The organism is Aquamicrobium terrae, from assembly GCF_052978165.1.
In genome coordinates this window covers 66859-93449 of record NZ_JBRKLZ010000002.1, presented here as the reverse complement: position 1 = coordinate 93449, position 26591 = coordinate 66859, and the positions used below count along the sequence as shown (strand labels likewise).

17 protein-coding genes and 11 pseudogenes are annotated in these 26591 nt (G+C 60.0%); 15 read left to right on the top strand and 13 right to left on the bottom strand.

Going from position 1 to position 26591, the window contains the following annotated elements:
- The first annotated feature begins 4 nt into the window (after positions 1-4).
- Complete coding sequence (locus ACVCNR_RS17680) at positions 5-319, top strand: hypothetical protein (RefSeq protein ID WP_447075796.1); 315 nt, start codon at positions 5-7, stop codon at positions 317-319.
- A gap of 347 nt (positions 320-666) precedes the next feature.
- Here the strand turns inward: ACVCNR_RS17680 and ACVCNR_RS17675 are convergent, their stop codons facing one another.
- Complete coding sequence (locus ACVCNR_RS17675) at positions 667-1518, bottom strand: alpha/beta fold hydrolase (protein ID WP_447076650.1); 852 nt, start codon at positions 1516-1518, stop codon at positions 667-669.
- Positions 1519-1681: 163 nt separating this feature from the next.
- Here ACVCNR_RS17675 and ACVCNR_RS17670 point away from each other — a divergent pair, with 163 nt between their 5' ends.
- Positions 1682-2581 carry a LysR family transcriptional regulator gene (locus ACVCNR_RS17670; protein ID WP_447075795.1) on the top strand — a complete coding sequence of 300 codons (900 nt, stop codon included), beginning with the start codon at positions 1682-1684 and terminating at the stop codon, positions 2579-2581.
- Between the two features lie 416 nt (positions 2582-2997).
- Here the strand turns inward: ACVCNR_RS17670 and ACVCNR_RS17665 are convergent.
- From ACVCNR_RS17665 to ACVCNR_RS17655, 3 genes and pseudogenes are all read right to left on the bottom strand, one after another.
- Positions 2998-3294 (bottom strand): annotated as a pseudogene (locus tag ACVCNR_RS17665) (transposase); the annotation flags it as partial.
- Between the two features lie 172 nt (positions 3295-3466).
- Positions 3467-3979 (bottom strand): GNAT family N-acetyltransferase, encoded by a 513-nt coding sequence (locus ACVCNR_RS17660; protein ID WP_447075794.1) that lies wholly within the window; start codon positions 3977-3979, stop codon positions 3467-3469.
- Between the two features lie 3 nt (positions 3980-3982).
- The gene (locus ACVCNR_RS17655; protein ID WP_354199392.1) at positions 3983-4285 is read right to left on the bottom strand and encodes a type II toxin-antitoxin system TacA family antitoxin; all 303 of its coding nucleotides are present in this window, start codon (positions 4283-4285) and stop codon (positions 3983-3985) included.
- Between the two features lie 323 nt (positions 4286-4608).
- Between ACVCNR_RS17655 and ACVCNR_RS17650 the strand changes: the two are divergent.
- From ACVCNR_RS17650 to ACVCNR_RS17640, 3 pseudogenes are all read left to right on the top strand, one after another.
- A pseudogene (locus tag ACVCNR_RS17650) lies at positions 4609-5238 on the top strand (ParB/RepB/Spo0J family partition protein); the annotation flags it as partial.
- 45 nt (positions 5239-5283) lie between these two features.
- A pseudogene (locus ACVCNR_RS17645) lies at positions 5284-5568 on the top strand (TrbG/VirB9 family P-type conjugative transfer protein); the annotation flags it as partial.
- Positions 5565-6317, top strand: a pseudogene (locus tag ACVCNR_RS17640) (TraB/TrbI/VirB10 family type IV secretion system protein); the annotation flags it as partial. The pseudogenes ACVCNR_RS17645 and ACVCNR_RS17640, both read left to right, overlap by 4 nt.
- On the opposite strand, the pseudogene ACVCNR_RS17635 reads toward ACVCNR_RS17640, so the two are convergent.
- Positions 6270-6473 (bottom strand): annotated as a pseudogene (locus ACVCNR_RS17635) (Arm DNA-binding domain-containing protein); the annotation flags it as partial. The pseudogenes ACVCNR_RS17640 and ACVCNR_RS17635 sit on opposite strands and share 48 nt — an antisense overlap.
- A gap of 227 nt (positions 6474-6700) precedes the next feature.
- Between ACVCNR_RS17635 and ACVCNR_RS17630 the strand changes: the two are divergent.
- A complete protein-coding gene (locus tag ACVCNR_RS17630) occupies positions 6701-7009 on the top strand; it encodes a type II toxin-antitoxin system RelB/DinJ family antitoxin (RefSeq protein ID WP_354199385.1) in 309 nt (102 codons plus the stop codon).
- Positions 7006-7299 carry a type II toxin-antitoxin system RelE/ParE family toxin gene (locus tag ACVCNR_RS17625; protein ID WP_447075793.1) on the top strand — a complete coding sequence of 98 codons (294 nt, stop codon included), beginning with the start codon at positions 7006-7008 and terminating at the stop codon, positions 7297-7299. The genes ACVCNR_RS17630 and ACVCNR_RS17625 overlap by 4 nt, the downstream gene beginning before the upstream one ends.
- A 307-nt stretch (positions 7300-7606) precedes the next feature.
- Here the strand turns inward: ACVCNR_RS17625 and ACVCNR_RS17620 are convergent.
- Both ACVCNR_RS17620 and ACVCNR_RS17615 read right to left on the bottom strand, forming a co-directional pair.
- Positions 7607-7864: pseudogene (locus tag ACVCNR_RS17620) on the bottom strand (IS110 family transposase); the annotation flags it as partial.
- A gap of 766 nt (positions 7865-8630) precedes the next feature.
- Positions 8631-9491 carry a universal stress protein gene (locus ACVCNR_RS17615; protein ID WP_447075791.1) on the bottom strand — a complete coding sequence of 287 codons (861 nt, stop codon included), beginning with the start codon at positions 9489-9491 and terminating at the stop codon, positions 8631-8633.
- 104 nt (positions 9492-9595) lie between these two features.
- Here ACVCNR_RS17615 and ACVCNR_RS17610 point away from each other — a divergent pair.
- The 5 genes and pseudogenes from ACVCNR_RS17610 to ACVCNR_RS17590 all read left to right on the top strand — a co-directional run.
- Positions 9596-9769 (top strand): annotated as a pseudogene (locus ACVCNR_RS17610) (hypothetical protein); the annotation flags it as partial.
- A 493-nt stretch (positions 9770-10262) separates the two neighbouring features.
- A complete protein-coding gene (locus tag ACVCNR_RS17605) occupies positions 10263-11120 on the top strand; it encodes a LysR family transcriptional regulator (RefSeq protein ID WP_447075789.1) in 858 nt (285 codons plus the stop codon).
- A gap of 261 nt (positions 11121-11381) precedes the next feature.
- Positions 11382-11975, top strand: a complete 594-nt coding sequence (locus tag ACVCNR_RS17600; protein ID WP_447075788.1) for an ankyrin repeat domain-containing protein — start codon at positions 11382-11384, stop codon at positions 11973-11975.
- A 16-nt stretch (positions 11976-11991) separates the two neighbouring features.
- Complete coding sequence (locus ACVCNR_RS17595; protein ID WP_447075787.1) at positions 11992-12465, top strand: nucleoside deaminase; 474 nt, start codon at positions 11992-11994, stop codon at positions 12463-12465.
- 4 nt (positions 12466-12469) lie between these two features.
- A pseudogene (locus ACVCNR_RS17590) lies at positions 12470-13681 on the top strand (cyanate transporter).
- 499 nt (positions 13682-14180) lie between these two features.
- On the opposite strand, the gene ACVCNR_RS17585 reads toward ACVCNR_RS17590, so the two are convergent.
- From ACVCNR_RS17585 to ACVCNR_RS17575, 3 genes are all read right to left on the bottom strand, one after another.
- On the bottom strand, positions 14181-14864 hold the full coding sequence (locus ACVCNR_RS17585) for an aspartate/glutamate racemase family protein (protein WP_447075786.1): 684 nt from the start codon (positions 14862-14864) through the stop codon (positions 14181-14183).
- Between the two features lie 90 nt (positions 14865-14954).
- Positions 14955-16010 (bottom strand): DUF6282 family protein, encoded by a 1056-nt coding sequence (locus ACVCNR_RS17580; protein WP_447075785.1) that lies wholly within the window; start codon positions 16008-16010, stop codon positions 14955-14957.
- A 73-nt stretch (positions 16011-16083) separates the two neighbouring features.
- Positions 16084-17619 carry an MFS transporter gene (locus ACVCNR_RS17575; RefSeq protein WP_447075784.1) on the bottom strand — a complete coding sequence of 512 codons (1536 nt, stop codon included), beginning with the start codon at positions 17617-17619 and terminating at the stop codon, positions 16084-16086.
- A 182-nt stretch (positions 17620-17801) separates the two neighbouring features.
- Between ACVCNR_RS17575 and ACVCNR_RS17570 the strand changes: the two genes are divergently transcribed.
- Positions 17802-18647: a MurR/RpiR family transcriptional regulator gene (locus tag ACVCNR_RS17570; RefSeq protein WP_447075782.1), complete on the top strand. Its 846-nt coding sequence runs from the start codon at positions 17802-17804 to the stop codon at positions 18645-18647.
- A gap of 101 nt (positions 18648-18748) precedes the next feature.
- On the opposite strand, the pseudogene ACVCNR_RS17565 reads toward ACVCNR_RS17570, so the two are convergent.
- Both ACVCNR_RS17565 and ACVCNR_RS17560 read right to left on the bottom strand, forming a co-directional pair.
- A pseudogene (locus tag ACVCNR_RS17565) lies at positions 18749-18992 on the bottom strand (transposase); the annotation flags it as partial.
- A gap of 294 nt (positions 18993-19286) precedes the next feature.
- Positions 19287-19442: pseudogene (locus ACVCNR_RS17560) on the bottom strand (IS110 family transposase); the annotation flags it as partial.
- A 178-nt stretch (positions 19443-19620) separates the two neighbouring features.
- On the opposite strand from ACVCNR_RS17560, the pseudogene ACVCNR_RS17555 reads away from it, so the two are divergent.
- Both ACVCNR_RS17555 and ACVCNR_RS17550 read left to right on the top strand, forming a co-directional pair.
- Positions 19621-20604, top strand: a pseudogene (locus tag ACVCNR_RS17555) (IS110 family RNA-guided transposase); the annotation flags it as partial.
- A complete protein-coding gene (locus tag ACVCNR_RS17550; RefSeq protein ID WP_447076649.1) occupies positions 20581-21138 on the top strand; it encodes a transposase in 558 nt (185 codons plus the stop codon). The pseudogene ACVCNR_RS17555 and the gene ACVCNR_RS17550, both read left to right, overlap by 24 nt.
- Before the next feature lie 111 nt (positions 21139-21249).
- Here ACVCNR_RS17550 and ACVCNR_RS17545 read toward each other — a convergent pair whose 3' ends face one another.
- Complete coding sequence (locus ACVCNR_RS17545; RefSeq protein ID WP_447075780.1) at positions 21250-26427, bottom strand: autotransporter domain-containing protein; 5178 nt, start codon at positions 26425-26427, stop codon at positions 21250-21252.
- Positions 26428-26591 lie beyond the last annotated feature (164 nt).

The window sequence follows — 26591 nt, the reverse complement described above, 5'->3', positions numbered from 1 at the left end:
GCTCGTGATCAGATGCCTCACGCCTCCTCTATTTGTCGCGACCAAGCTGGAGGCATATCGCGGGCGAGGCGATAGCGATCTCATCGGTAGCCGTGATGCGGAGGATATTCTCGTGCTCGTCGACGGGCGGGAGGAGCTCGTCGAGGAAATCACGGTGGTCGACCCCGAGATTCGGACCTATATCGGCGCGCAAATTGCTGTGCTGCTTGAAGATCGCAACTTCGATCATTTTCTTGAAGGAAACATTCGCGGGCCAGCCGGCCGCACAGACATCGTCTACGATCGCCTCGTTACAATTGGCCGCTTGGGTGCACGCTGACATACTCGGCTTAAACGCAGATGCGCTGCGGCGTCTCGCAGAATAGCGCCAGCTGGCCAGTTGTAGCCGTTTCCTCGTGGGTTCCAACTCACCCCCAGAAGCCGAATTCACTTTGCCGCCGGAAACAGTTCGGCGAGCGACGGCCGTGCGATTTTGAGCATATCAACCACGCTTGCGATGCTTCTCGACAATGTCCGGCTGCGTGCGTGCTGCTGAAAATCTGAGCTGCCGCCGCTCGGCTGAGCGATGCGTCTGCCTGGGTTACGGGGCAAATCATTCAGGTGGCGGGCGGACATGCTCTCTGACCGCCTCGCCTTGTAGCGTCGTTCGCAGCGGCCGTTACGCGATCAAGCCGCGTCGCCAGCCAGAAACGCCAGCACCTCCTCCGTGAATTCCTTCGGGTACTCGACGTTGCTCAGGTGTACGGCGGGCAGGATTTTCAGCTTCGCGCCGGGAATGGTGCTGGCGATTTCCCGGCTCATATCGACGGAGGTGACCATGTCGAACTCACCGCCAATCACCAGAGTGGGGGCGGTGATGAGGGCGATCGTGCGCCGCATGTCGGCGTCGCGCACGGCCGCCCAGCTGCCGGCGATGCCCTGCTGCGGGTTGCCGAGCAGCATCGACCGGAATTCCTCGATGATCGGTCCGTTTTCCGCGACCATAGCTTTCGGGAACCAGTTGGCAATGAACGTCTCGGCCGTCGCTTTCATGTCAGGAGCGGCAAGAACCCCGGTAATGGATCGGTCGAACAGCTCGGCCGGCCCGAGATGGGCGGCGGTGTTGCTGAGGATCAGGCGGTCAATGCGCTCGGGCTTGTGGATGGCGAGCCATTGACCGACAAAGCCGCCCAGGGACAGGCCCAGGAAATGCGCGCGCTCGATGCCGAGCTGGTCCATCAACTCGATCACGTCGCGGCTGAGTCTTGCGTCTGAATATCCACCGGGCGCAACGTCGGAGCCGCCATGTCCACGAAAATCGTAGCGGATGACCCGAAAGTGTTGCGACAATTCGGGGACCTGGCGATCCCACATATGCAGATTGGTTCCGATGGAGTTGGACAGGATCAGAGCCGGGCGATCGGCCGGGCCGTCTATCCTGTAGACGATCCTGACACCATCATCGGTGACGAAGGACGATGAATTTGCAGGACTTTCGCGAACCGGCGTCGCGAGCCGGGCGGAACTGGTATTGGTCATTGCGGCAACCTTTCTCGTCATTGTTTTTTTCCGGCGCGTGCCGGAGCTTCGTCGGGTGGAAGCCGTAGGCTTGCAAATCTCGACTGAACGGGGTGGAGACTAGCCGCGACCAATTTCAATAAATATTGAAATTATTAGACGATCATTGTAATGATAGATGACAATGCAGAATTTCACGCTCCAGGAAATCCAGTGCTTCGACGCCGTGGTCCGCGAAGGCGGGTTCCAGGCTGCGGCGGCGCTGCTGAACCGTTCTCATGCCGCCGTCTTTGCCGCGATCGCCAAGCTGGAAGACAATCTCGGGGTCGCCCTGTTCGACCGGACCGGCTACCGGGTCGCGCTGACGGATGCAGGCCGCTCCTTTCATCGCAAGGCGCAGTCCCTGATCGGTGAGATGGAAGCGCTCCAGCTCCATGCCCGGCAACTCGCCATGGGTGAGGAAACGCATCTGCGCGTCATTCTCGGCGATGCTTGCCCGCTAAATGATGGTCTGCAACTGCTGAGCGGATTTTTCGCCAACTGTCACACGACGCGGCTCGACCTGCATTTCGAAACGATTGGCGGTCCTTGTGAGCGGCTTTTGGAGGATGAGGCCGATCTGATCCTGCACTGGATCGACAAATCCGATTCCCGCCTGGAATGGATCGATCTCGGCACTCACTCTTTCGTGCCGGTCGTGGCCCCGGGTTTCCTTCCCTTTGCTCCCACCGGTTCGATCACGCCCGAGCAGATGCGCGGGCTGACGCAATGCATCATTCGCGACACCGCGCGCGTGCCAAAACTGAATTATTATATTGTTGAAGGTGCGCCGCAATGCACGGTCGCCGACCACCCGATGCGGCGGGAGGTCATTCTTCGCGGTATGGCCTGGGGGCATCTGCCCCACTTCATGATCGAAGAAGACTTGCGCGACGGCCGCCTGCTCTCGATCACCGGAGAGTATTTTCCCGGCGTCGAGGTGGCGTTGGTCGCCGCCCGCCGCCGCGATCGGCCGCATGGGCCGATTGCCAATCGTCTATGGGATCATATCGGCGCTTGCGCGCCTGATCTGCAGAAACGTTGACCGCCTCGCCTTACAGTGTCGTCGCAGAACTTTTAACTGAAGCAGCAGGCCGGCTGCCCCTTGAATTTGAAAGGGAATATCTGTCGCAAAACACAGGCGTAAAAGTCGAACTTGTGCGACAGACTCTTGCGACAATGGAAGGCCGCTTCCACCCTCTGCCGGCTCAAAACCCGTCTAACCGCTCCTCACCCATAGGCTGACTATCGCGACAGGCGGTTGGATTCCACTCGCAACCAACGACGGGCGATGAGATTCAGATCGGAAACGCTGACGGTCAATCTCATTGGCAGGGTCGCGTTCGAAACTGGATTGCGTGTTACAATTTCATATGCGCCGCCTAGCAGCTTGGTAATTTCGGCGAAGTACAGGCGTTGCGTCTCCTCGAGCGCGTGAAGATCGCAGACAAGGCTTATGCGCACCAGTTCATTGTTGATAGCGCGAAGCCGACCCTCGTCGCGCCAGCGGTAGAAGTATTTCTGCACGATTGAGAACGGCGGAAAATCCTTCGGCAAGAGCCGCCACGCGCCGCCCGAGGAGGCCATATACAAAAGCGCGTTTACCACCTCGCGCAGGTCCGTCTCGCGCGGACGACCGATGCGGTTCACCACTGGCATCAGCGGTTCGATCAGTGCCCATTCCGCGTCGGTCAAATCACTTGCGTAGCGAGGGCAACGCCGCTCATAGTGAGGGCGAGTGGTTTCGGTCCAGGGCATCGTGATCTCCGTCGAATCTCAGCAATCCGACTGAATCATAACTCGCCGAAATCACTCGCTCCTTTTTGGAACGGACACTAACGTCGCCAAGTCTTCGCGGGCTCAAACAGCCGAATGTTCTCCTTCGCGGCGCCGCGCCCGTCCCAAAATGCCATTTCCTTCCCCCATTTTCTTATTTGAAGAGCTGTTCGATGTCCGCCATCGGCCGGAACAGCTTCATCGGCTGGTCGGGAAACGGCAAAAAGCTTTCACGCTCGTAGAAGCGGCGCGCATTCTCATCCTTGGCATCTACGACTACCGCGAAGGACGCGATCTCGCTCCTGACGGCCCGAAAGAGGGCATCCGCCAGCAGAAACCGGCCGTACCCCTTGCCTTGTTGGCGCCGATCGACCGCGAGTCGGCCGAGAAGGGTTGCCGGAACGAGCGGATAGCGCGGCAGTTTCCGCACTGTCTTTTCCGGCAGGTCCCCGAGATTCACCGCCGTCGACGAAAGGGTGTAGTAGCCAGCCACCGTGCCGTCCCACAGCACCAGCACGAAGGGCGCGGCCATGTTCTTGCGGGCATCCTGACCGGCCTGAACTCGGAGATACCGGTCGAGCGGCTCGACGCCACTTTCGAACGCAGACCTGTCGTGCTGGGTGCCGAGGATCTCGACCCGCAGGGCTTCTCCGATATCGTCCGCCACCCGTCAGACGCCGGTCGCCTGGCGATAACGGCGCACCGTGTCACGAAGACGGTCGTTGACGGGCTGCGGGTTGAGCAACGCTTCTACGAAGGTCTCGCTGTCGCGGACCGACAGATCCAGACGCTGATGCTCCTCGATCGCCCGGCGGGCGGCCTCCTGGACGCTGGACAACACAAAATCGGTCACCGTCCGGCCCTGGAGGGCCGCGGCACGCTCAATAAGGCTTTTCTGGTCGGCCGTAACGCGCGTTTCCAGACGCTCGCCACGGACCCGGCCGCGAGGCGGATGTGTTGCAGTTTGGACCATCGACATTCTCCTTTCCGACATATGTACGGCCATTGGCCGGGAAAAGCAAGCTGGAAGGGTGAATTGTGCAACAACCTGCTGCATTGCCAAGGGAGAGATGGTTTCGGCCATCTCCCCCGCGACCGCTGCCTGCACATGGCAGGACCGCGCGCTCTCAAGGCGGCAATAGCCGTCACTGTTCCAATCGCTCCCATCCGCCCCGCTCGCGCCACAGCCCGGCCATGCTCGCCGGCAGCCGCCCCCCTCTCTGCCGAGCGCTCACGCGCCCCCGGGAGGCATGTCGGGGACATGCCTCCGGCATTAACGGAGAAAGGATTGGAACAATGGCAAGGACAGCGAAAAAGGCGAAGGCCGTCACGGTTGCGACGGTCGAGCGCGTGGCGGCGGATGCGGAAATCCGCAGCGTCGGCGAAGCTATGGGGGACGTGGTGGCATTGCCCGCGCCGAACGCGGCCAGCGTGGCGGGGGAAGCCGCGAACACCTCGGAAGTGGAGACCACTACAGAAACCGTCACCGGCAGGGAAGTTCTCATTCCCCTCAACAAGCTCAAGAAATCTCCCCGTAATGCGCGCAAGACCCCGCACGGCGAGGAAACTGTCGAAACCTATGCGGCCAGCATCGCCGCCAAGGGCATCCTGCAAAACCTCGTGGTAGAGCCGGAGCTTGACGCGAACGGAACGCCGACCGGCTTTTACTTCGTCACCATCGGCGAAGGAAGGCGATTGGCGCAGATGTTGCGGGCGAAACGTAAGGAGATCAGGAAGACCGAGCCGATCCGTTGCGTCATCGATACGGCAAACGACCCGTTCGAGATCAGCCTTGACGAAAATGTTTCGAGGACCAACCTCCCGCCTGCCGATCAGTTCGAGGCTTTCCTGCAGCTCTCGCAGGATCGTGGATGGGGCGCAGAGGAAATCGCCGCCCGCTTTGGCGTCACCGCCCATGTGGTAAAGTAGAGGCTGAAGCTTGGTGCAGTCAGCCCGAAGCTGATGCAGGTCTACCGCTACGGGCTGACGGGCGACAATCCCCCGTGGAAACCCGTCACCGTCTATGACGATGGTCGGCGCGTCTATGTCGAGTTTCCCAGAGGGATCGTGCAGGGCGAGATGCCTCCGATCTTCGCCATCGGCCCGGATGGCGAAGCGCAACTCGTCAACGCACGAATCTACCGTCACATCCTGATTGTCGATCGTCTGTTCGGAGCGGCCGAGTTGCGCCTAGGTAGCGGCGACCGGCAGCAGAAGGTGAGGATTTCCCGCGCCGACGGAAGGCCTCAGTCATGAGCCAGGGAAACAGCAATATAAGCGCTCCGATGCGGCTGCGGGCGGAACCGCCTCGCGTCACTCGGCTGTCGCGCAAGGTGCTCGCCAGCTTCACGGCCGTTGCCCTGGTCGGGATTGGCGGCGCTCTCATCTACGCCCTTCAGACCCGAAACACCGAACGTGATGGCGAGGAATTATACTCCACTGCAAATCGGCAGACGGCAGACGGCCTCGCCGGCTTGCCCCGAGACTATACCGGCCCGGTTCTTGGTCCGCCTTTGCCCGGCGATCTCGGGCGGCCAATCCTTGACGCGCAAAATCGCGGTCAGCCCGTCGTGCCCCCGGCGATTTCAACGCCGACTATTGACGAAGCCGAGCAGCGCCGCCTTGCAGAGGAGGAAGCCACGCGCACGTCGCGCGTTTTCTTCCAGACCCAGCCGGTCACGACGCCTTCCGCATCGGCAGGCTCAGTAACAGAAGGCCCTCCCGGTCTCGATCTCGCCGGCCTTTCTGCTCTGCCGGGTCAGCAGACCGCGCAGGATCGGCAAAACGCATTCCTCAATGCGCCGGCCGACCGCCGCACCACCGCCACGGATCGCGTTATGGCTCCCGCTTCGCCCTTCGTGCTCCAGGCCGGCGCGGTGATCCCCGCAGCACTCATCACCGGAATACGCTCGGATCTTCCGGGCCAAATCACTGCTCAGGTGACGGAAAACATCTACGACAGTCCGACCGGTCGCAGCCTTCTCGTACCGCAGGGAACGAGGATCGGCGATCGCGCGCCGCGCGTCGATGCATAACTCGCGAGCCCTGGCGAGCGATATCCCGTCACGGGCATACCTACCGAGATAGACGGTCTCCCGCCTGCCGTTCAGCCGATAGTCGAGCCTGAACGAGATGGCGCCCGACGGTGCAACGCGCACATACTTCGCCCATTTGGCTGGCGAATGTCGGCTTCCGGATTTGACGGTTTCGGCTGGAACGGCAGAAATAAGGGCGCTTAGCTGCCTCTAGGACTGTCTATCGTTACGACCGCTTTCCACTCCACAACTGTCGAAGCATTGGTCGATAGGACATCCTTGAAGATGCAGCGTGCAGTCGGGGTGGAATTCGTCATTCAAGTGCATTACATTGGCGCGAGAAGGAGGCGATCATGCCTGCAAACGCTCTTGTCCAGACACGAATCGACGCCGATGTCCGCGACCGCGCATCGGCCGTCCTGGAAAACATGGGTCTCACGGTCTCAGACGCAGTCCGTATCCTGCTCACCCGCACCGCCAACGAGGGCGCGCTGCCACTCGAACTGCTTTCGAACAGCGAGGCCCACGACGCCTGGTTCCGCGCCAAGGTGCGCGAGGCGCTGGAGGACAGCCGCCCGGACATTCCGGACGATGAGGTCGAGGCGCATTTCGCCGGGCGGCGCGCCGCCGCGCGGCGTAAGGTTGGCGACCTCGGATCGTGAGGCTCACCTGGTCGGCCTTTGCGCTCACCGATCGCGACGGTACCTTCACCCATATCGAAGCCCACAATCCCGCTGCGGCCGTCGCCATCGACGAGCGGATCGTCGCGGCGACGCGCCGTCTCCGCGACTTCCCGGAAAGCGGTCGGCAGGGCCGCGTCGCCGGCACGCGCGAGCTGGTCGTCACCGGGACGCCCTATGTCGCAGCCTATCAAGTCACCGGCGAGACGGTGCGCATCCTGCGCGTCCTGCATGGCGCGCAGCAATGGCTGGACGATCTTCCGGAAAGGTGACCCGCACGCCTGTTCCCACGCTCGGCAGGGCGCTTCGGACTCCCCGCCACGGCGGCGAGGCGCATCGAGGGATGAAGACGTCACGCCAGCGGCGGTGGCGAGGCGGGGAACAGGCCGACGTCTGCGCGGACCAGCGCTGATCGATGCAACCGCAAGCCCGACCCGCGGCATGAACGTGGAGAGGCCTCGCCGGCCTTGCGGCGACCCCTGCTTGCTCGGCGACCGCGACCAAGGCAGGCGGGGATGCGGTAAGAGCGACCGGGCGCGAACGGCTGCGATCTGGGTGAGCTGATGGGCAGGGAAGTTTATCAAGCGCGGTTTTGGCATGGCGCGCATCAATGCAGATGGCTGGCAGTCCCTTGGCACGCAGCGCATGATAGAACCACACTGACAGCGGGCCAGTTTCGAACACGACGCGCTTTGCGGCCGGTGCCCGCTTTCGGACAAGCCCGGCAACGATGTTGGGATCGGATGCGCACTTCCCGCGCCAAATCCTCTCGCCTTCACGGTGGATAGACATCGCCGTCTCTTTCATCGACACGTCGAGACCGATATATTCTTCCATGGCTGTTCTCCGTTGATGCTGGGCCCGGCGTCCAGTCGTGAGCCCGTATTTCATCTTATCGGGGAACAGCCACCGCTCAGGAACATAATTTGGTTCTCAGGGCCGCCGTTCCGGCGATTACCCCATGTGGATGCCCCTCCCGACGGCATCGATGTGCCAGAGTGATGTTCGCCAGAACGTCACTTAGAGGAGAGAGCATCCATGAAGGAAGTTAGCATTGTCCGCCTGGACCTTGCAAAGCGGGTGTTTCAGGTTCACGCGGCTGGAGGCGATCTGGCCCCAGTTCCTCGCCCTTTTCTTCGTCTCTCTCGGGCGGTTCCGCAGATCGCTCAGATAAAAGCGTATAGTGCGTAACCTGGATCCGTCGGGACGGAACGCGCTTTACCTCGCCGCGCGACGAGCTTGACCGGTTCTTGCCACACTGGGCCGAACCTGCTGTCTCGGTGCAGATTTGCCAGTTAATGCCGTCCAGGCTAACGGTAGAGAACGCTTTGCGCCCCCTTAGCATGAATGGCGGCTGACCGATACTGGGCTGGAGAACGGTCCTATTGCGGCTTTGACAGACCAAGCTTGGAGGCATCATGCTAAGATTTTCGACGCCCACACAGGAGTACGGGCAATTTCCCATCTATGGATGCAGCATAGCTGGCATTCTTGCCACGACCGCAACATTCCATGCGATGGAGCTGAAATGACGCCACGCAAAACGACTCTATTGGCTGAGCCCACGATTTTTGACGTATGGTGGAGGTGAGAGTTAGGCTGTTTACCGGGACAGCAGGACTGGAAGATCCGCATTCCCCAGGATGGTGCGGGTGGCGCCGCCGAAAATGAACTCTCCGATCCGTGAGCGTCCGACTGCTCCGATAACCAGCATATCGGCATCGCTTGACCGACATCGATCGAGTAGCACCGAACCGGCATCCGTTCCGTTATACTGATTCAGATCCACCGCCACGCCATGGCGTACGAGGTGGTGTGCCATATCTGCTCCCGGCTCGGCCCCGTAAAGCCCTTGCGCCTTCGCCTCGGGAACCACCACGAGGTGCACAGCCTCGGCGCTCATCAAGAACGGCATTGCATCCGCAATTGCACGCGTTGCCTCGCGACCGCCATTCCAGCCGATCACGATCCGCCGCGCTATTCGTTCCGCAGGCCAATTCGTTGGAAGCAATATGGTCGGACGGCCGGAACCGACGATCACGCTCTCCGAAAGACCGAGCGTGGTCATCGCCCGGTCCCCACGAGAAGGTGGTCCGACAATGGCGAGACTGGCATGCCGCGCATGTAGCATCAACTCCTCGGGGCTTTCATTCTCGGAGATGCGCCACTCGCCTACAAGGCCACGGCCGCTAAGGAGAGTGTCGAAGATCTCCTTGGTTTCCGCTTTAGCGCACGCCACTTGGCTCCAATAGTTTTGCAGCATGTGTGCGAGGCCAGACCCCACTGCAAAGCCCGCATGCCGGTTGAGATCAAGCCGAGCCACAACGAAGGTTGCGATCAGATGCGCTTGCCAAAGCGCAGCCAGCGTGGCGGCGAATTCGAGGCGGCTTTGCCGACCTTCCTCTTCCTCAATCAGTACGACCAGATCCTTTGGCAACACGTCATCAGGTTCCTGCAACTGCAATAAACCCGTCTATTCGTAGCGGCGTCGGACGCTCTTTCATTGATTCCGGTCAATATTCAGGACCCTTATGAACAGGTCCGGCGTGCTTCATCGTAAAGCGGGCTATGCTAATGGTTTCGCAACGGGTTTTGGCGACAGGAATGCTTAATTTTAATGTGGGACCTTCTTACGGGCTACTGGCCCATCTCGTCGCCCTCGTTTCCGTGCTGATCGCAACGGCAGCGATCGCACATGCCGCAATGACGAAGAATGAGGTCCGTTCCGCCATCGGCTGGGTTGGCGTCATCCTGCTTTCGCCCATCGTCGGCTCCCTGATCTATGCGTTCGTGGGCGTGAATCGACCTCGCCAAACGGCCCCTGCTGGAAATGGCGTTGTTCGGCCTTCATCCTGCCGTGGGAAAATCTCAAGGGCTCGAGTGCGTCTAAAACGCGCTCCTGATCGGAAACATGTCTTCTCCGTAGTGGTGAAGCCTGGTGTGATGCCGGCGGCATAACCATCTCGCCTTCAGAGGCTCGGGCCGAGCGTCGCGATTACGCTCGCCCAAAATCGCTTGGCTAGGATGCTCCGTTACCGAAGTCCTGACCGTAAACGTTATTACGGGCGGGAAGAATGGAGATTGTCCCACTGCGCGGCACGTTGGCCTAGCAGGCTTGATCTATTCCATCTGCAAATTAAATGCATAAATGCTGGACATTACAAACGTGAATATAAATGATCATGAGGCCGGCCCACCGCCGCCTCCCTTTCTGCCAACGTATCCCGAGGGAAAGATGCTCGATCCTCGCCTTCTTCGTTCTTTCGTCACGATTGCAGATACCGAAAGCTTCACCCAGGCGGCCGAGCGCCTTAACATGACACAGTCCACGATCAGCCAGCAACTCGCCCGGCTGGAGGATGCGGTCGGGCAGGCACTGATCGACCGTGCCGCACGTCCGATTCGGCCGACGCCGGCGGGCGAGCGACTGCTGGGCTATGCCCGTCGTATTCTCGCGCTCCAGCAGGAGGCGGAAACGGTCCTCGGCGATCCGGCGGGCACGACATCCATCCGCATCGGCCTTCCGGAGGATATCGTCAGCACAGCGATGGCGGCGGCTTTCGGGGAATTCGCCAAGCGCCACCGGGAAGTCCGTCTCGACGTCACCGCAGGGCTGAGCCGCGACCTGGCGCGGCGCTATCGTGGTGGTGAATTCGATATCGTCATCGTCAAGGAACCGGCCGCCAGTTCCGACTACCGGGCGACGTTCCCCGAAGCCATGGCCTGGTTCGAAAGTGCGGATGCTGCGGGCAAATGGCCCGATCCTGTTCCATTGGTCGCCTTCCCGCCGGGTGGCCTCTACCGCGAGGCGATGTTCCAGCGCATCGAGCGCGAGCGCCGCCACTGGTACATCGCCTTCTCGGGTAGCAGCCTTCACAATGTCCTTGTCGCCGTAGAGACAGGGCTTGGCCTGTCGCTTCTGCCGATCGGCACGACGGCCGGCCGCCATGTCCGCCAATATGCACCGTTCGGCATGGAGCCGTCTATGGTGGTTTCGATCTATGCTTGGGAGACCACGGGACCGGTTTCGGAATTGGTAGAGGATATGAGCGCCATCCTCTCTGGCAGGTTTGACATACCCGGACAATCGTGACGGCAACGCCGCGGGCAGGGCAGCATCGGGCGCGGGTATTCAGTTCAATAATAGTAGTAATCTACATATTTAATTACAAAATAAGGCAGGTCGAGCCTATCTGAATGGCGTGCCGGGACGGTGCCGTGAGTCCCTTTCGCGCCGGCCAATCGACAAACACGTTAAAGCGAGAGGAGCGACAAAATGCTTCGTCGTTCGATCATTCTTAGTGCCGCCTTTCTGGCGCTGGCATCCGTTTCCTTTATTGCGTCAGGAGAACCCATGAGCGAAACCCCATTGCATGCGGCGGCGGCCAGGGACGACGTCGCCACCATCGACAAGCTTCTGTCCGAAGGCGTGAAGATCGACGCGCGCGATAATACCGGCGCGACCGCGCTGCTGGTCGCGACCCATCAAAACATTATAGACGCCGCCAGGGCGCTGATCGAGGCCGGCGCCGACGTCAATGCCAAGGACAATATCGAGGACAGTCCTTATCTCTATGCCGGCGCGCGCGGCCATCTCGAAATCCTGAAAATGACGCTTTCGCATGGAGCCGATCTGACGAGCACAAACCGCTATGGCGGCACCGCCCTCATCCCCGCATCGGAACGTGGCCATGTCGAGACCGTGCGCACGCTGATTGAAGCCGGCGTCGACGTCGATCATGTCAACAAACTGAGTTGGACCGCGCTTCTGGAAGCGATCATTTTGGGTGATGGCGGAGAACGCCACCAGCAAGTCGTCGCGCTTCTCGTAGAGGCCGGGACCGATGTCAATCTCGCGGATGGCGAAGGCGTGACGCCGCTGCAGCATGCGCGCAGCCGCGGCTACAGGGAGATCGCAGACATCCTCGTTGCGGCGGGCGCGCACTGAGAAGACGGAGAGAACCATGGAAAATGAAAAGCGCTTCCTGTGCGAGGCTATCGAACTTGCGCGTGCCAATATCGCGAAGGGCGGCCGCCCCTTCGGCGCAGTCGTCGTTAAGGACGGCCAGGTCATCGCGGCTGGTGTGAACGACATCCACAGTACCAACGACCCCACTGCGCATGCGGAGCTGACAGCGCTGCGCGCGGCCGGCCGCAAGATCGGCTCGCCAAATCTCGAAGGCGGCGCAGTCTATGCCAGTGGCCATCCGTGTCCGATGTGCATGGCGGCGATGCGGCTCGTCGGTATTAGCGAAGTCATATACGCTTACTCCAACGACGACGGCGCGCCCTACGGCCTTTCGACGGCGGCCATCTACGCGGATCTCGCAAAACCCTTCGCCGAGCAGTCGATGAAGATTCGCTACCTGCCGGTCCGGCTGGAACAGCATCAGGACCTTTATGGCGAGTGGAAGCGGGCTCAAGATAGACCGGCATAGGCATATGGAACATAATAGTCATTCCCCGGCGGCCAACGTCATGCTGCTTGCCGTCGTCGCACTGGTCGGCCTCAATCTCAGACCGTTCATCACCGGCATTAGCCCGCTTGCCACCGCCGTGAGCGCCGGAACCGGCCTCGACCTGCAGGGTATGGCGCTGCTGACCCTCGTGCCGATGGTGCTGATGGGGGTGTTCGCATTCGTCGGCCCTTCGTTGGAGGGCGAATGTGGGAGCGCGGCGCTCGGTCATCGCCGCGCTCGCGGTGCTGGCCCTCGGTTCGTTCCTGCGCCTGTTCGTTGCGACGGGCTGGCAGATGGTGGGAACCGCGGCGCTACTAGGGGTCGGAGCGGCGATCGTGCAAGGGATATTTCCGGGTATCGTCAAGCAGCAATTTCCCCACCATGTCGGCCTTGTCACGGGGCTTTATTCGGCGATGCTAATGGGTGGGGGGCACTGGGAGCGCAGATGGCGCCGTTGATCGCAGGCGGCGCGCGGAACTGGCATTTCGGGCTTGCGTGGATGACGATTCCGGCGCTCGCCGCCCTCGTTCTTGCCATTCTCTGCTTGCCGCGCGACGACGTGGGCCGGGCCGCCGGCAACGCGACGACGGCCTTGCTCAAACGGCCGCGGACATGGCTGCTTATGGCCTGTTTCGGCCTCGTCAACGGCGGCTATTCAACGGCGGTGGCATGGCTCGCACCGTCTTACCAGGAGCATGGCTGGACTGATGGCGCCAGCGGTGGCCTGCTGGCAATCATGGCGGTTGCCCAGGCATGCGCGGCCCTACTGCTGCCAATCCTCGCCGGCAAGTGCGAGGATCGCCGGCCTTGGCTGTGGCTGACGCTGGCCATGCAGGCGGCGGGCTTTGCCGCGCTCGCGCTCCGGCCGGAAGCCACGCCGGTCGTGTGGGCGGTCTTGCTGGGCGCCGGGCTGGGCGGCTGCTTTTCGCTTTCCATGATCGTGGCGCTCGACCATCTGCCCGATCCGACTGAGGCCGGCGCACTGTCGGCGCTCATGCAGGGCGGTGGCTTTCTGATCGCGGCGATTCCGCCATGGGCCGTGGCCGTCCTGCACGACCTCACCGGCAGCTTCGTCGCTGGCTGGATGCTGCATCTCACCTGCGTCGCCATCGTCACGGTACTCTACTGGCACGTTGATCCCCGAAGCTATGAGAGGGCGATGCTCAGGCAAATGCAGCTTCAAGATTGCTCTTAGTGGTCCGCGAAGCTGAAGAGCGGGCCCAGCATCATTGGCGAGAGGCGTGCGGCAGTAAAGATTGCGACCGAAATCTCGGAATGCGTAAATTCAAACACCAGCCAGCCGAGCACAAGTGTTTGGGTCCAGACCCCGGCGAAAAAGAAAAGGTTGGAGAGCCATAACAGTCGGTAGTGCGGATACAGAAGAAGAGAGGATGCAACCCGGTTCGCTATGCCGTGACTATGGTTCTTCTTTCATGCGAGGCGGCCGCCTCATATGCGATATCTTCCCGTTCCGACATGGAACTCATTAATATACACCGGTCACGAGTGCGAAAACGAGCTCACTCGTCAGGCCCGCCGAATCTGTAACAGGGCAACGTATTCCACGTCTTATAGGTGTCGTCGTGTAAACTCGGAAATTAAATATTTCTATATTATACATTCATTTTGCAAATGCGTTGGACGGGTGCACGTCGATGCATTTGATCAAGTAAACCACGATACAAAGAGGCCAGTCAGGAAGACGTCTGAAGATCCAGACTCGCGCCGGAATAGGCCCGTGTGTTTGCGAGTCTGACAGCCGCAGGAACAGGTTCGATGATGTTGACAGAGAAGCACTTTTGCAGTGCTTCGGCATGAACGGCAAGAGGACCGCCACCTATGACGATCGCTTCAGCACCATCCTCCACGATCGCCCTGTCGCAGGCCTCAGCGAGTGCCCTTTCCAACCGCACCGGGTCGCTCATAACGTCGTTGACGTCCCCGTCGGTGAGCCGGATCCCGGCGAATGTTCTCTGACATCCGTACCTTTCGACACGAATGTTGATGGCCGAAACAAGCCGCGGCGTTGTGGTGACAATGGAGAACCGCCGTTCACCCCGGGCGGCCTCGAGAATACCGGCTTCCGCAATACCGGTCACCGGAGCCGATATAGTCTGTCTCAATTCGTCAAGACCAGGATCCCCGAAAGCCGCAATGATCAAACCGCTATATTGTGTAACGTCGATCGCATGTACAAGTTCGAGGACTGCAGTCGCACCAAGAGAAAGCATCTCTTCATCATGAATCAGGGGAGCGCCACGCTTTACGGTTACGCCCTCCAGCGACTGACCCGGCAGGGACGCGCGGCGAGCGATCATCGTCATGTCTGTCGTGGTATTGAAGTTGGTGTTCGGGTTTATCAAAAGCAAAGGTTTCATTGGGGACTTTCACCAGGCAGCGTCGACGCCCTAGATACCGGGCGCCGTATCACGTCACTGTTTCCTGGTCTGTTGTTTCTGACTAAAATGTTAGCTCATATCGAGAAGCTGTTCGGGATTGGTCTTCACCAGTGTGTGGATTTCTTCAGGTGTAAACTCCAGATCGAGAAGCGAACTGACCAGGATACGCATACCTTCTGCCGGCGTTGGCCCTGAACGAATGCCATAGTCTGTTCCGACAACGAAGTGTTCTATTCCGATTTCCCGGATTTGGCGCGCCCACGGTACGATCCCGCTGAACGCCTCTGGTGCGCTGGCGATACCTGCGATCTGGTCAGCCCATTCCGGTTCAACATAATAGTTCGAGCGTGGTAATCCCCGATGGAACATCCAGTCAGACACGCATCCCTCAAGCATCACGCCTTTTTTCGCCATGCCTTTCTGCTGTTCGGTCGAGAGCCGTACCCGGCAAGGATGCGCCACAACGATCTTCCTGATCCCGAATTCAAGCGCGAGGTCCACAAGCCGGATCGCTTCCTCTGCGGAGATATGGCCGGTATTGAGATGAACATGCGGGTGGTCTGCAATGAGCCGCAGGATCTCGGCAAGATCATCCCCAATCTGCCCTTCAAGCGGAATGCGAATTGCGCGCGAAAGCTCATCCTTTGCAAACTTGGGGTAGCGATCCTTGAAATAGACAGGCTTCCCGTCAACGTAGCTGCCCTCATGGCTTGCCATATAGTGGGTGCAATGTGCACCAAAATGCACGAACCGGGCGCCGGAACCATAGTATAGTGCGGTCTTCACTGCCCTCGGATTGAGACCGCCGAGGTTCGACGTCAAGATGATGCCACCGAAAACCTCAATACCGGGGACTTGGCGCGACACAAGCTGCGCCGTGCCTGAACTAACCCCGAGAGTATGGTCATAGAGCACGATCCCTTTCATCCCGACCGCCTTGGCTTGCTCGGCAATCTGGAAGGGATCCAGCCGCCCCGGGCACGACTTCAGCCATGGACCTCCATGAATATGGATATCGGTTGTGCCGTAAACCAGTTCGTCGGGCAGATCCATGGAGCGATCAAAAAACGTTTCGCGTGGCAATTTAGGTCCGGCGTCGGGTCGGGTTTCTGCTGTCTTTGTCAAAACAGATTCTCCTGTTGTTTCGAATGCGGGCCAAGCAGGTGAGGTGGCGGCCACATGGCCCTGGTTTCTCGCTTCAATGTGATTTCGCCGGTCCTGGTGTCGCTATTCCATCGGGGGCACTTTCCCGATCTGCCTGAATGCACAACAGGATGAGCAGCACCGCGATCAGTTCAACGCCTGCTATGATGAACAGACCCGTCGAGTAAGCGCCTGTCGCAGTCTTGATGGCACCCAGAAACTGCGGTGCGAAGTAGCCGGCCAGATTAGCTATCGAGTTGATCACGGCAACACCGCCTGCCAGAGCTGTACCTGACATAAATCGTGGCGGAAGGCTCCAGAACACCGGAATGGACCCCATAGTACCAGCAGCCGAGATGGCTAGGGCTGCGATTACGCCCGTCGAGCTTCCGGCGTTCTGCGCGAGAGCTGCCAGAATGAGGCCAGTGGCGCCAATAGCAGCGGCGCAAGCCGTGTGCCAGCGCGATTCCCGGTTCCGGTCAGATAACCACCCGTTGACCATCATACCCGCCCAGCCGAAGAGGAATATGCCCGACATGATCCAGCCTACGGTTTTCAGGTCATCAATGCCTGCAGCGGTCACAAGGCTTGGTCCATAAAACGAGAGCGTCGCGTTTCCGGTGATGATGCAGAAAAGGGTCAGGATAAGGATCCACACCGCTCTAGAGCGAAGTGCCTGACTGAGTTTATGTTCGCGTTCACCGCTTGCCTCTGCTTCCTGCTTTAATTCATATGCAATCTGGGCTTTCTCATCGGCGCTAAGCCATTTCGCGTCCGACGGCTTCGCAGTCATGGCGAAAACTGCAAACAGCCCGAGTATGATCGATGGAATGCCTTCAATTATGAACAGCCATTGCCAGTCCGCATGCCCCCATACGCCGTCCATGCTGGTCATGATGTAAGCGGCAAGCGGAGAACCCATCAAAAGCGCAATCGGTGAAGCGGACATGAAGACAGCGATCGCCTTGGAGCGCCTGTGAGCCGGCAACCAGAAGGTCAGGTAAAGGATCAACCCTGGATGAAGACCCGCCTCGAATGCGCCCTGCAGAAATCGAAGCACGTAAAAATGCCATGGCTGCGAACACCAGGCCATCAGAACCGATACGACGCCCCAACCGAGGGCAATCCGCATGATTGTCTTGGGCGCGCCGATCTTCTGAAGCAGCAGGTTGCTCGGCACCTCGAAGAGAAAGTAGCCCCAGAAAAAGATTCCTGCGCCCGCGCCATAGACCGCATCGCTCCATCCCAGATCGCTGAGCATAGTGAGTTTTGCGAAGCCGACATTGACTCTGTCGAGCCATGCAAAGATGTAGACAACGGTTGCAAATGGAAGAATTCGCCACGCAACCTTGCGAAAAGTCCTGTTTCGCTCTTCCTCGGTTGCATGCGGCGGACTTGATGGAAAACTCGTCTGCATTGCTATCCTCCCATAGCGATGGCGCATTAAACGCTTTCCGGTGCGGGCATTTGGACATGCCTCTTCGAGCACCTGGCGAGGAAATTCCTTCCCAAGCGAACGGAAAACAACGCGGAATGTGCCTTCTGCTGTGCATTCTCCCGACAGCCGAACGAATTCGGTTATCAATTTCAAGAAAAGCATTTTTCATGATATGTGTCTATAAAAAAGATTGAACATGGTGCCCCCTGTGCGTTTCGCTTGAGGCAGTTCGCAAAATTACAAAGACAATCCAAAAGAATGCGCATATTTTCGGTTCCCGACTCTGGTGATCATGGGCTATTGTATATGAAAAGGATTTTCCATGGATGCGGTTCATGAAATCACGCAAAGAGAAATCTTTCCTGCACCGCGTTAGAGAGAAGCTGCATGAGATGCATCCCACGGAGCGTCGACTGGCAGAATTCGTTCTGACGTTTCCCGGCGAGATTGCCAGCTATTCAGCATCGGAACTGGCGCGACTGGCCAATGTATCCAATGCAACCGTATCACGCTTCATTCAGCGCCTAGGTTATACGAATTACGATGAAGCCCGTCGGCACGTAAGGTCGGACCAGGAATCCGGTGCAGCGATCTTCCGGGTGGTTTCTCCTTCAGATGGGCCTGAGCAGATTCTGCACGCACACCAGTACCAGGCGCATGTCAACATTGACCGGACCCTGAGCACGATAACCCTTCCCCAGATCGATGCTCTTGTGCAGGCCATGATGACGGCGCGCAAAGTCTGGATCATCGGATTTCGCAGTAGCCATTCATTCGCAACATATCTTCACTGGCAAGTGCTGCAGATTCTGGAAGGCGTCGTCGTGCTTCCACAGGCAGGGCACACGATGGCCGAACACGTCGCCGGGATTGAGCCAAAAGATTGCGTTATCGTCTTTGGACTACGGCGTCAGATCGCTACATTTGATACAATGATGGATTTTCTGGTGAAGACCGGAGCTTCGGTAGCGCTGATAGCAGACAGCGGTAGCGTCAGTTATCCTGGAACCAGCTGGCATTTTCAGTGCCAGACCGCATCAGCCGGACCGCTTTACGACCATGGTGCAGTCATTGCACTGACACATCTCATTGCAACGCGCGTCGTCGAACTGTCCGGACCAACTCGACGGCGTCGGCTTTCTACCATTGAAACAATTCATGATCTTTTTGATGAGATCTAGTAGAGACCGCAGTGGTGTTTCTTATTCGAAATGGTCAAATTAGATATTTCTATTTCATAAGCTTCTATACTATATTGCGGAACTCGAAACCGATCATCCTTTTATGCAAAATTGATTAATGTGCGTTTATTAATAATAGCCATCTGCGTTCTACTCTCGCGCAGCGCCTTTCCTTGCTTGCTGATGTGGCCGAGGCGCGACTTGCCTCCCGAGGAGTTCTGTCTCGGCACCAAGCCAAGCAGCGAAATGCCTCCCCGATCTAAAAGCCGCCAGGTCAGGAACGATCGAAGCGAGCGCCGAAGCCGTGACGAATCCTACCCCGGGGATGGTCTCCAGCCGGTTCGAGAGATCGTTTCGGTAATGCCAGGAGATCAGCTTCTTCTCGATCGCCTGAAGGCGCTGAGCTAGGTCGCAGACCAGGCTGACCATTGCTTCGAGGACAAACCGCGCAAGCTCGGGCAGGTCGGTACGTTCGTGTGTGGACGGCCACAACCTTCGGCGTTCGACGCCGCAGCAGACCGCCAACCCAACATGCCCCTCCGTCTCTGTCGTGGCGAACGTATCGCAGCACCGATGTCGCACCGAGGATCAGTAACTGCCGGATATATCGATTTCCTTGCTTGCTGATGCGGCCGCCTCCATCTCAATCAAGCAAGGCGCCAGCTGCTCGAAGAACTTCAACACCTGCTGGCGTCGCAACTATCGCCGGACGATAACATTGCCGGCGCCATCAATCGCATGAATCTGAAACACCGACTTCGCAAGGTCGATGCCAACGGTAGAAATCTCTTCCATTCGAACGCTCCCTGTTTGTCCATCCTAACCGATGCCTATTTAGCACCGGTGGAGCGGGAGCCTTCCATCCCATCGATTTTGAACAGACCTTGTTCTGATGAGGTGGATGTTCTCCGCGCCCCGCGCGATCCTTTGAGCGCGGGTGTTTGGCAGCAGCGAAGCGAGGAAGGAGCCCACAATGCATGTAGAGACAATCGGTTTGGACTTGGCCAAGAACGTTTTTCAAGTCCATGGCATCGATGGCGATGGTCGCGTTGTCGTCCGCCGGCGCCTGCGACGCTCCGAAATGCTTCCGTTCTTTGGCGCGCTACGTCCCTGCTGCATTGGTATGGAGGCATGCAGCACGGCCCATCACTGGGCTCGGGAATTGATGGCGTTCGGGCACGAGGTGAGGCTCATGCCGGCGAGCTATGTAAAGCCATACGTCAAGCGGGGGAAGAATGACGCCAACGATGCAGAAGCCATCTGCGAAGCAGTGACACGTCCGACGATGCGCTTTGTTCCAGTCAAGAGCATCGAGCAGCAGTCGGTCATCATGCTTCATCGCACCCGCGATCTTCTTGTTCGGCAACGCACGATGCTGGTGAACGCCTTACGCGGGCACTTGGCAGAAGTCGGCATTGTCGCAGCGCTGGGGCTTCCGAAAGTTCAGGAGCTTATCGCGATCGTCAAAGATGACACGAATGAGCGCATTGAACCTCTCATGCGGCGTTGCATGGGAGTGATTGTCGATCACCTGCAGGATATCCAAGGGAAGATAGGCACGCTCGATCAAGCTATTCATGCATGGCATCGGCAGAACGAAACCAGCCGCAGGCTCGAGACGATTCCAGGCGTCGGTCCGATCACGGCAAGTGTACTGGCAGCGACGGTGGCCAATCCGTCGGCTTTTTCTTCCGGCCGACAATTCGCGGCATGGCTCGGCCTGGTGCCGCGGCAGAAATCCACCGGAGGAAAGGATCGGCTCGGCAAAATCTCAAAGATGGGCGATCAGTACATACGGCGTCTTCTGATTATTGGAGCCCATGCGGTCTTGCGGTGGGGCAGGACCACCAAGGGCTCACCATGGGTTTTGGCATTGCTTGGCCGCCGACCCTTCAGGGTCGTCGCCATAGCCTTGGCCAACAAAATGGCGCGCATCGTCAAGGCTATCACGGTCAAGACCGGCACGCTGGTCGATGCGACCATCATCGCCTCGGCCAGTGAGGGCGACGGCGATGCGCGCTGGGTCAAGCACAAGGGCAAGGCGGCCGTGCACGGCTTCAAGGCTCACGTCGGCGCCGATGCCGAGACGGCACTGGTGGAAGAGGTTGCCATCACGCCCACCAACGTCAATGATGGCAAAGCCGGTCCGGATGCACTGCCGGACAACCCGGGTGAAGTCTTCGCCGACAGCGCTTACCAAGGCAACCATTTCGGCGATGCGGTTCGAACCAAAGGTGGCACGCCACGCATCGTCGTCACAGGCATGTGGGGACGCGACGAAGCCGAGACGCTCAGACGGCTCGATGCCTGGAACCAGCCGATCCATCGTGTCCGCGGGCGCATCGAGAAGATCTTCGGCACCTGGAAACGCAGCTACGGCCTGCGCCGAATGCGATGGCGAGGCCTTGCCAAAGCCGGCGTGCAGATTCGTCTCACCGCAATCGCCTACAACTTCAAACGCACCATCAGCATCGTCGCAGCAGCGACATAAAACCTTCAATGCCGTGCCAGAAGCCAATGGCTGACTGGGCAGGAGATAGCTGTGCAGCCCTTGCTTAAAATGGCGCTCACCGCCGTCCACAACGACCCGCGCACAGGTCTCCTAGAAGCGCTTGGCGATTTCCAGCCCGAAGGCATCGTCCCGCTGGTTGCTTCCGAACGCAGTGCGGTAGTCGAACCCCAGGGTCCAGTCCTGCGGAAGTTGTGCCTTGAGTGATAGGGCGAGGGTCATGTAGCTCCGGTTCGAGGCTTGGATATCGAGCCGGTACGGCAGGTGATCGAGGTCGATGTAACCCAGGTTGATCCGGCTCGACCCGGCGAAATCATGTGTGTATTCGACACGCGCTCCCGGTGTCAGCGAGCCCCAGTTCGTCTTGAAGGCGTATTCCGCGCGAAGGCCGATCACGCCGGACACCGTGTCGATGCTCTGATCCCCGTAGCGCAGGCCGAAACCGCCCCCGCCGTCTTCCGCAAAGCCTTCGAGCCATGTGCGGGACAATTCGATACGCCCATAAGGTGAGACGAGCCAGGTTTCGTCACGAAATTCGTAGGCGGCGGTCAGCGAACCGAAGACCTGATGCCCTGACCGTTTGCCGGTCGCGAAGTCGCCAGTCGCAGTGACATAGCGTCTGCTGTCGAAATCGAGCCAGCTCCCGCCGACGAGACCATCGAGGAAGAAATTGTCGAACGGCTTGTAGCTGCCATAGACAGCCGCGCTGTAGGCATGGCCCGTGCTTTGCGTGCCGTTGGCGCCGACGTCGGTGCGGTCGCGGCCGAAACCGACGCCAAAGCCGGCGATGAACTTCTGCGAGAAGCGATGGTCGACGCCGGCGCTGACCCCGACCATCGTGTGGTCGAGATCGAGCCTGCCACTGTTGCTCTCGCCGAAGTTGATGTAGCCGCCTGTCCAGATCGCGTAGGGCCCGAGGTCCATGCCGTCATTGCCTATAGAACTCGTGGAGGGAGCCTCCTCATCCGAGGCGAGGGCGCCGCTTCCCGATCCGCTGGCATTCTGTGGCGCATAGCCGAGGAGACCGGGAGTCTCGTGGGCCTTTTCGACCAACTCCCGGATTTCGCGATCGCCGGGCTTTTCCTTTGCATTGTAGCCGAGACGCAGGTTCATGCTGTTGCTGCGCCGGTCGCCTTCGTTGTGCAACTGCTCCAGCCGGTCGTTGAAGTTGCGCGTCTGCACCTGTGCGAAGCGCTTGGCGGCATCGACCTGCGCGGTCAGCAACCCGATCACCTCCGGGTCTTGCGAAGGGTCCGGCCGCCCGAGGATCGTGAACGCTATGGTTCCGGGCGCCGACGTTCCGGTGGCGTTGGAAAGGGTGAAACGGATATCCGTCCCGCCCGTATAGGTCGAGCTGGAGGCGAAGACGAGGCGATAGCTCTGGCCGTCACGCTCTATCCGGGCAGTGCCGGCCTCGGCATTGGAGAGGTCGACGATCGCCGCATTCGTGAACGGACTGCCGCTCGCGCCTTCGGTGAGGTCGACTGATACCGTCTCGCCCGCATTGATTTCGATCGCGCGGGAGACGACGGTCGGCACTGGCTGCGCCCGCTCGACTGTCACCGCATAGGTCCGCGTCGTCATGTCGTCCTCGGCCGTGACCACGACCTGAATTGCGGTCGGGCCGACCGACAAGGCAATCGCTTGGCTGGCGCTGCCCGATGCCACCGTCTGCCCGTCGACGACGATCGTCGCGTTGGCGTCATCGGCAATCGGCGTCAGCGTCAGGCTATCGACGGCATTGGCGACCGCCACGGCATAGTCGAGCGCATCGGAGTCGAACGCAGGATCGAGCGCGCCGGCGCTCGGTGTCAGTCCTGCCAGCGTTGCATTGGTGGACACCGTGCGGGTGACCGTCACGGTGTAGGTCCGGGTCGTCGTGCCGTCCTCGGCCGTGACGACGACGGGGATCGCCGTTGCCCCCACCGCCAGCGCGATCACCTGGCTCGCGCTGCCGGAAGCAACCGCCTGGCCGGCGACGGTGATCGTCGCATTGGCATCGGCCGCCATTGGCGTCAGGGTGATGCTGTCGGTCGCGCGGTCGACGGCGACGTCATAGTCGGCCGTTGCCGGGTCGAACACCGGATCCAGAATGCCTGCGCTCGGCGCAAGGCCCGCCAGCGCCGCATCTGTCGAACCACCACGCACCCATGGCGTACCGGACGCAAACGGGGCTGTCATCGGATTGCCGGCCAGGTCGGTAATCGATCCATCGGCCAAAACATCGAGGCGCAGCGAGCCGGTGCCGGATATGCCGCTGACATTGATATGGTAGGTCACACCATCCGCAGTGCCGTTACCGCCAACTGTGCCCGTGGCGGAACCAGTTGTCGTCAGCACGAAATCCGACGGATCGACCCCATTTACCTGCTCGGAGAACGTCACGTCGAAACCGACCGTCGTCGCATCCGATGCCGGGCTGCTACTGACCGCGCTGGAGATCACCGTCGGTGCCAAGGCATCGACGAGGACGCCGCTGGTGCTACCAACGTTGTTGAGTGTCAGGTTGGCCGGTATGCCCCCGGCAGCACTTGCAAAGGTGCCGCCATTGGCATCGATGGCCGTAATCGCAATACCGTCCAGGTCCCGGTCACCGGTGTTGACGACATGTTGGAAGACGAGTGCGCGTGAGTCGCTTCCGGACACATAGTCGGCGTAGCGTGTGGCGGTGCCGACTGTCAGCCCAATGCGCGGCGTACCGCCGGTCGTGTCGACAATGACGTTATCGCTGAAATCCACCGTGAAGGACAGGATGTCGCCAGCCCGGTAATATCCGTTGGCCGGAACCGCGACGGACGAGACCGTCGGCGCAGCGACCGGTGCTTCATAGGTAAAGCCGTCCGCCAGCGTTGCGCTGCCGCCTGGTGTCGTCACCACCACGTCCGCCGCGCCGGCCGATCCAGCCGGCGTCATCGCCGTGATCTGTGTCGCGCTCTCGACCGTATAGTTGGCCGCGGCCACGCCGCCGAAGCTGATGGCGCTCGCGCCGTTCAGGTTCGTGCCGGTGATGGTGACCATCGTGCTGCCCGCCATCGGGCCGGTGTTCGGCGAGACGTCGGTGATCGTCGGCGCGTCTTGCCCAATCGTCACCGACACGTCAGCCGGCGCCGAACTGAACGGACCCGTTCCGGTCGAACTGTCGATTGCGACTACGCTGAAGGTGAACGTTCCTGCCATGGTGGGCGTACCGCTCAGGGTTCCGTCCGCGGCCAGCGTCAGTCCGGGCACCATCGTTCCTGAATCATGGGCAAAGGTATGAGGAGGCGTGCCGCCGCTCGCGCCCCCCGCGATGGACTGGCTGTAGGGGGCGCCCACGATGCCGGCGGGCGGGTTGGTCGGCGTGTAGGTGATCGTCGGCTGGTTGACGGTTATGGTGACTGTGCCGGTGTTGTCACCATATATGCCGGTGTCGTACTGGAACTCATCCGTTCCAGAGAATCCGGCGTTTGGCGTGTAGGTTACCGATCCATCTGCGTTGAGAACGATGGTTCCATGTGTCGGGGCGACCACCAGAAAATAGTGTGACACCCCGTCGTTTACCACGCTTAGGTTCAGCTGCGTTTCGAACTCCGTCGTGAAGGCGAAATCCTGCAGCGGGGGATCGACGACGGTGATCGTCACCGTCGCTGGCGAGGATGTGCCACCGGCGTTGGTAGCGGTATAGGTGAAGCTGTCCGGACCGGCATAGCCTGTATTGGGTGTATAGGTGATCGTTGTGCCCGAGGCGGTCGCGGTGCCGTTTGTCGGAGCTGTGCCCACGGCGACCGAGCTGGCCGGCACGCCGGTTATGTCCAGCGTTATCGGGTTGCCGCTGCTGCCATAGGCTACAGTAGCAGAGACGGGATTTGCCGTTGGCGGCGAATTGTCGAACGTGAACGCTGCCGGCGCAAAGGCGAGACCAGCATCGGTATAAACCTCGACATCGACAACCCCGCCCGGATGCGGCGGCGCCTCCGCGAGGACCGTGTTATCGTCAACGCCGGTGACGCTTGCCGAGACAACACCGCCGAAAAGGACCATCGAGGGTCCGGTCAAGCCAGTGCCTGTGATGGTGACGATCGTCGGGTATGCGCCGGCGTTCGGCGAAATGCCGGTGATCGTCGGTCCCGCTGCGTCGTCATCCTGGATCGTGCCGACACCCTGAGCCTTGACCACCGTTGCGCCGACAACGTTGGTCACGTTGACGAAGAAGGTCTTGTCCGGCTCAGCGAGCGTGTCGCCGTTCACCCTCACGGCAAAAGTTCTGACAGCGTTGCCCGCGCCCATGTCGATACCGGTACCGCTGCCGGCCTCATAGTCGACCCCGGCAATCGCGGTGCCATCGGCCGTGGCGATGTCGAATGTAACAGACCTGAACTGGGGAAGAGGCTGGTTAAGCCTTATCTCAAACGTGGCGGTGGTGGTGCCAGAGTCACCTTCGACAACGGTGACGTCATTGATCGACAGAAGCAGCTCCACCGGAGCGTCAAAGGTGAAGGCACCGGGCGCCGTGGCCCCGCCGCCCGGCGTGACCACTTCCACGTCCGCCGTGCCCTGCGCATGCGGCGCCGTGCTGGCGGTGATTTGCGTGGCGCTGTTGACCACGAAGCTGAAGACCGGCTCTCCGCCGAAGTTGACTTCGGTCGCGCCGGTAAAGTTCGTGCCGGTGATGACCACGCTTGTGCCGCCCTCGGCCGGGCCGGCACGCGGCGAGATGCTGGCAATCGTCGGTCCCCCTGTGTTCGGACCGGCGACCATCAGCGTGAAGGCTTGCGATACAGAATGGCCGTACCCGTTCGTCGCGCTGACCGTGAAGTCGAAGCTTCCTTCTTGGCTCGGAATGCCCGACACTGTGCCATTATTGAAGCTCATGCCTGTCGGCACGGTGCCAGACTCCAGCGTCAAGCTGAACGGGCTATCGCCACCGTTCGGCACGATATCGAAGAAGCCGTGCTCCCCCTCCACCAGTTCGGTCGACCCTATGCCCATCATCGTGATTGAGGTTTCATAGCCGGAGACATGACATGTTTCCGTGATGGTCGCCTGCCACCTGTCACCGCTGTCGTGAACGATGTTGCAGCCGCTCGGACGCGACGCATACGTCCATCCGGAAGGGAAGGCGAAGTCGAAGGTGACCGTCGTGCCAATGTCGACGGAATCGCCGTTGGACAGGAATCCGCCGGGGCCACCGTAAGCCATGACAAATGCGGAATCCCAGGTGACGGTGGCCGTTTGCGCCTGCGCTGGTGCGGAGAAACCCAAGCCGGCAAACAGGACCGCAAGGAGAAGCATGAGCCGTGACAGGCGCGAGGCCGATAGGGCCCCACCCCATCCAGAAGCGACCCCATTCCGGAATCGAACGCTAGAATTGGCCATGCTCACCCTCGCCTGGACGAACCGTCCCATCAGAACGGTCAACCACTGCCTGTGCGGCGAGAGAGTGTTGCAAGATCGAT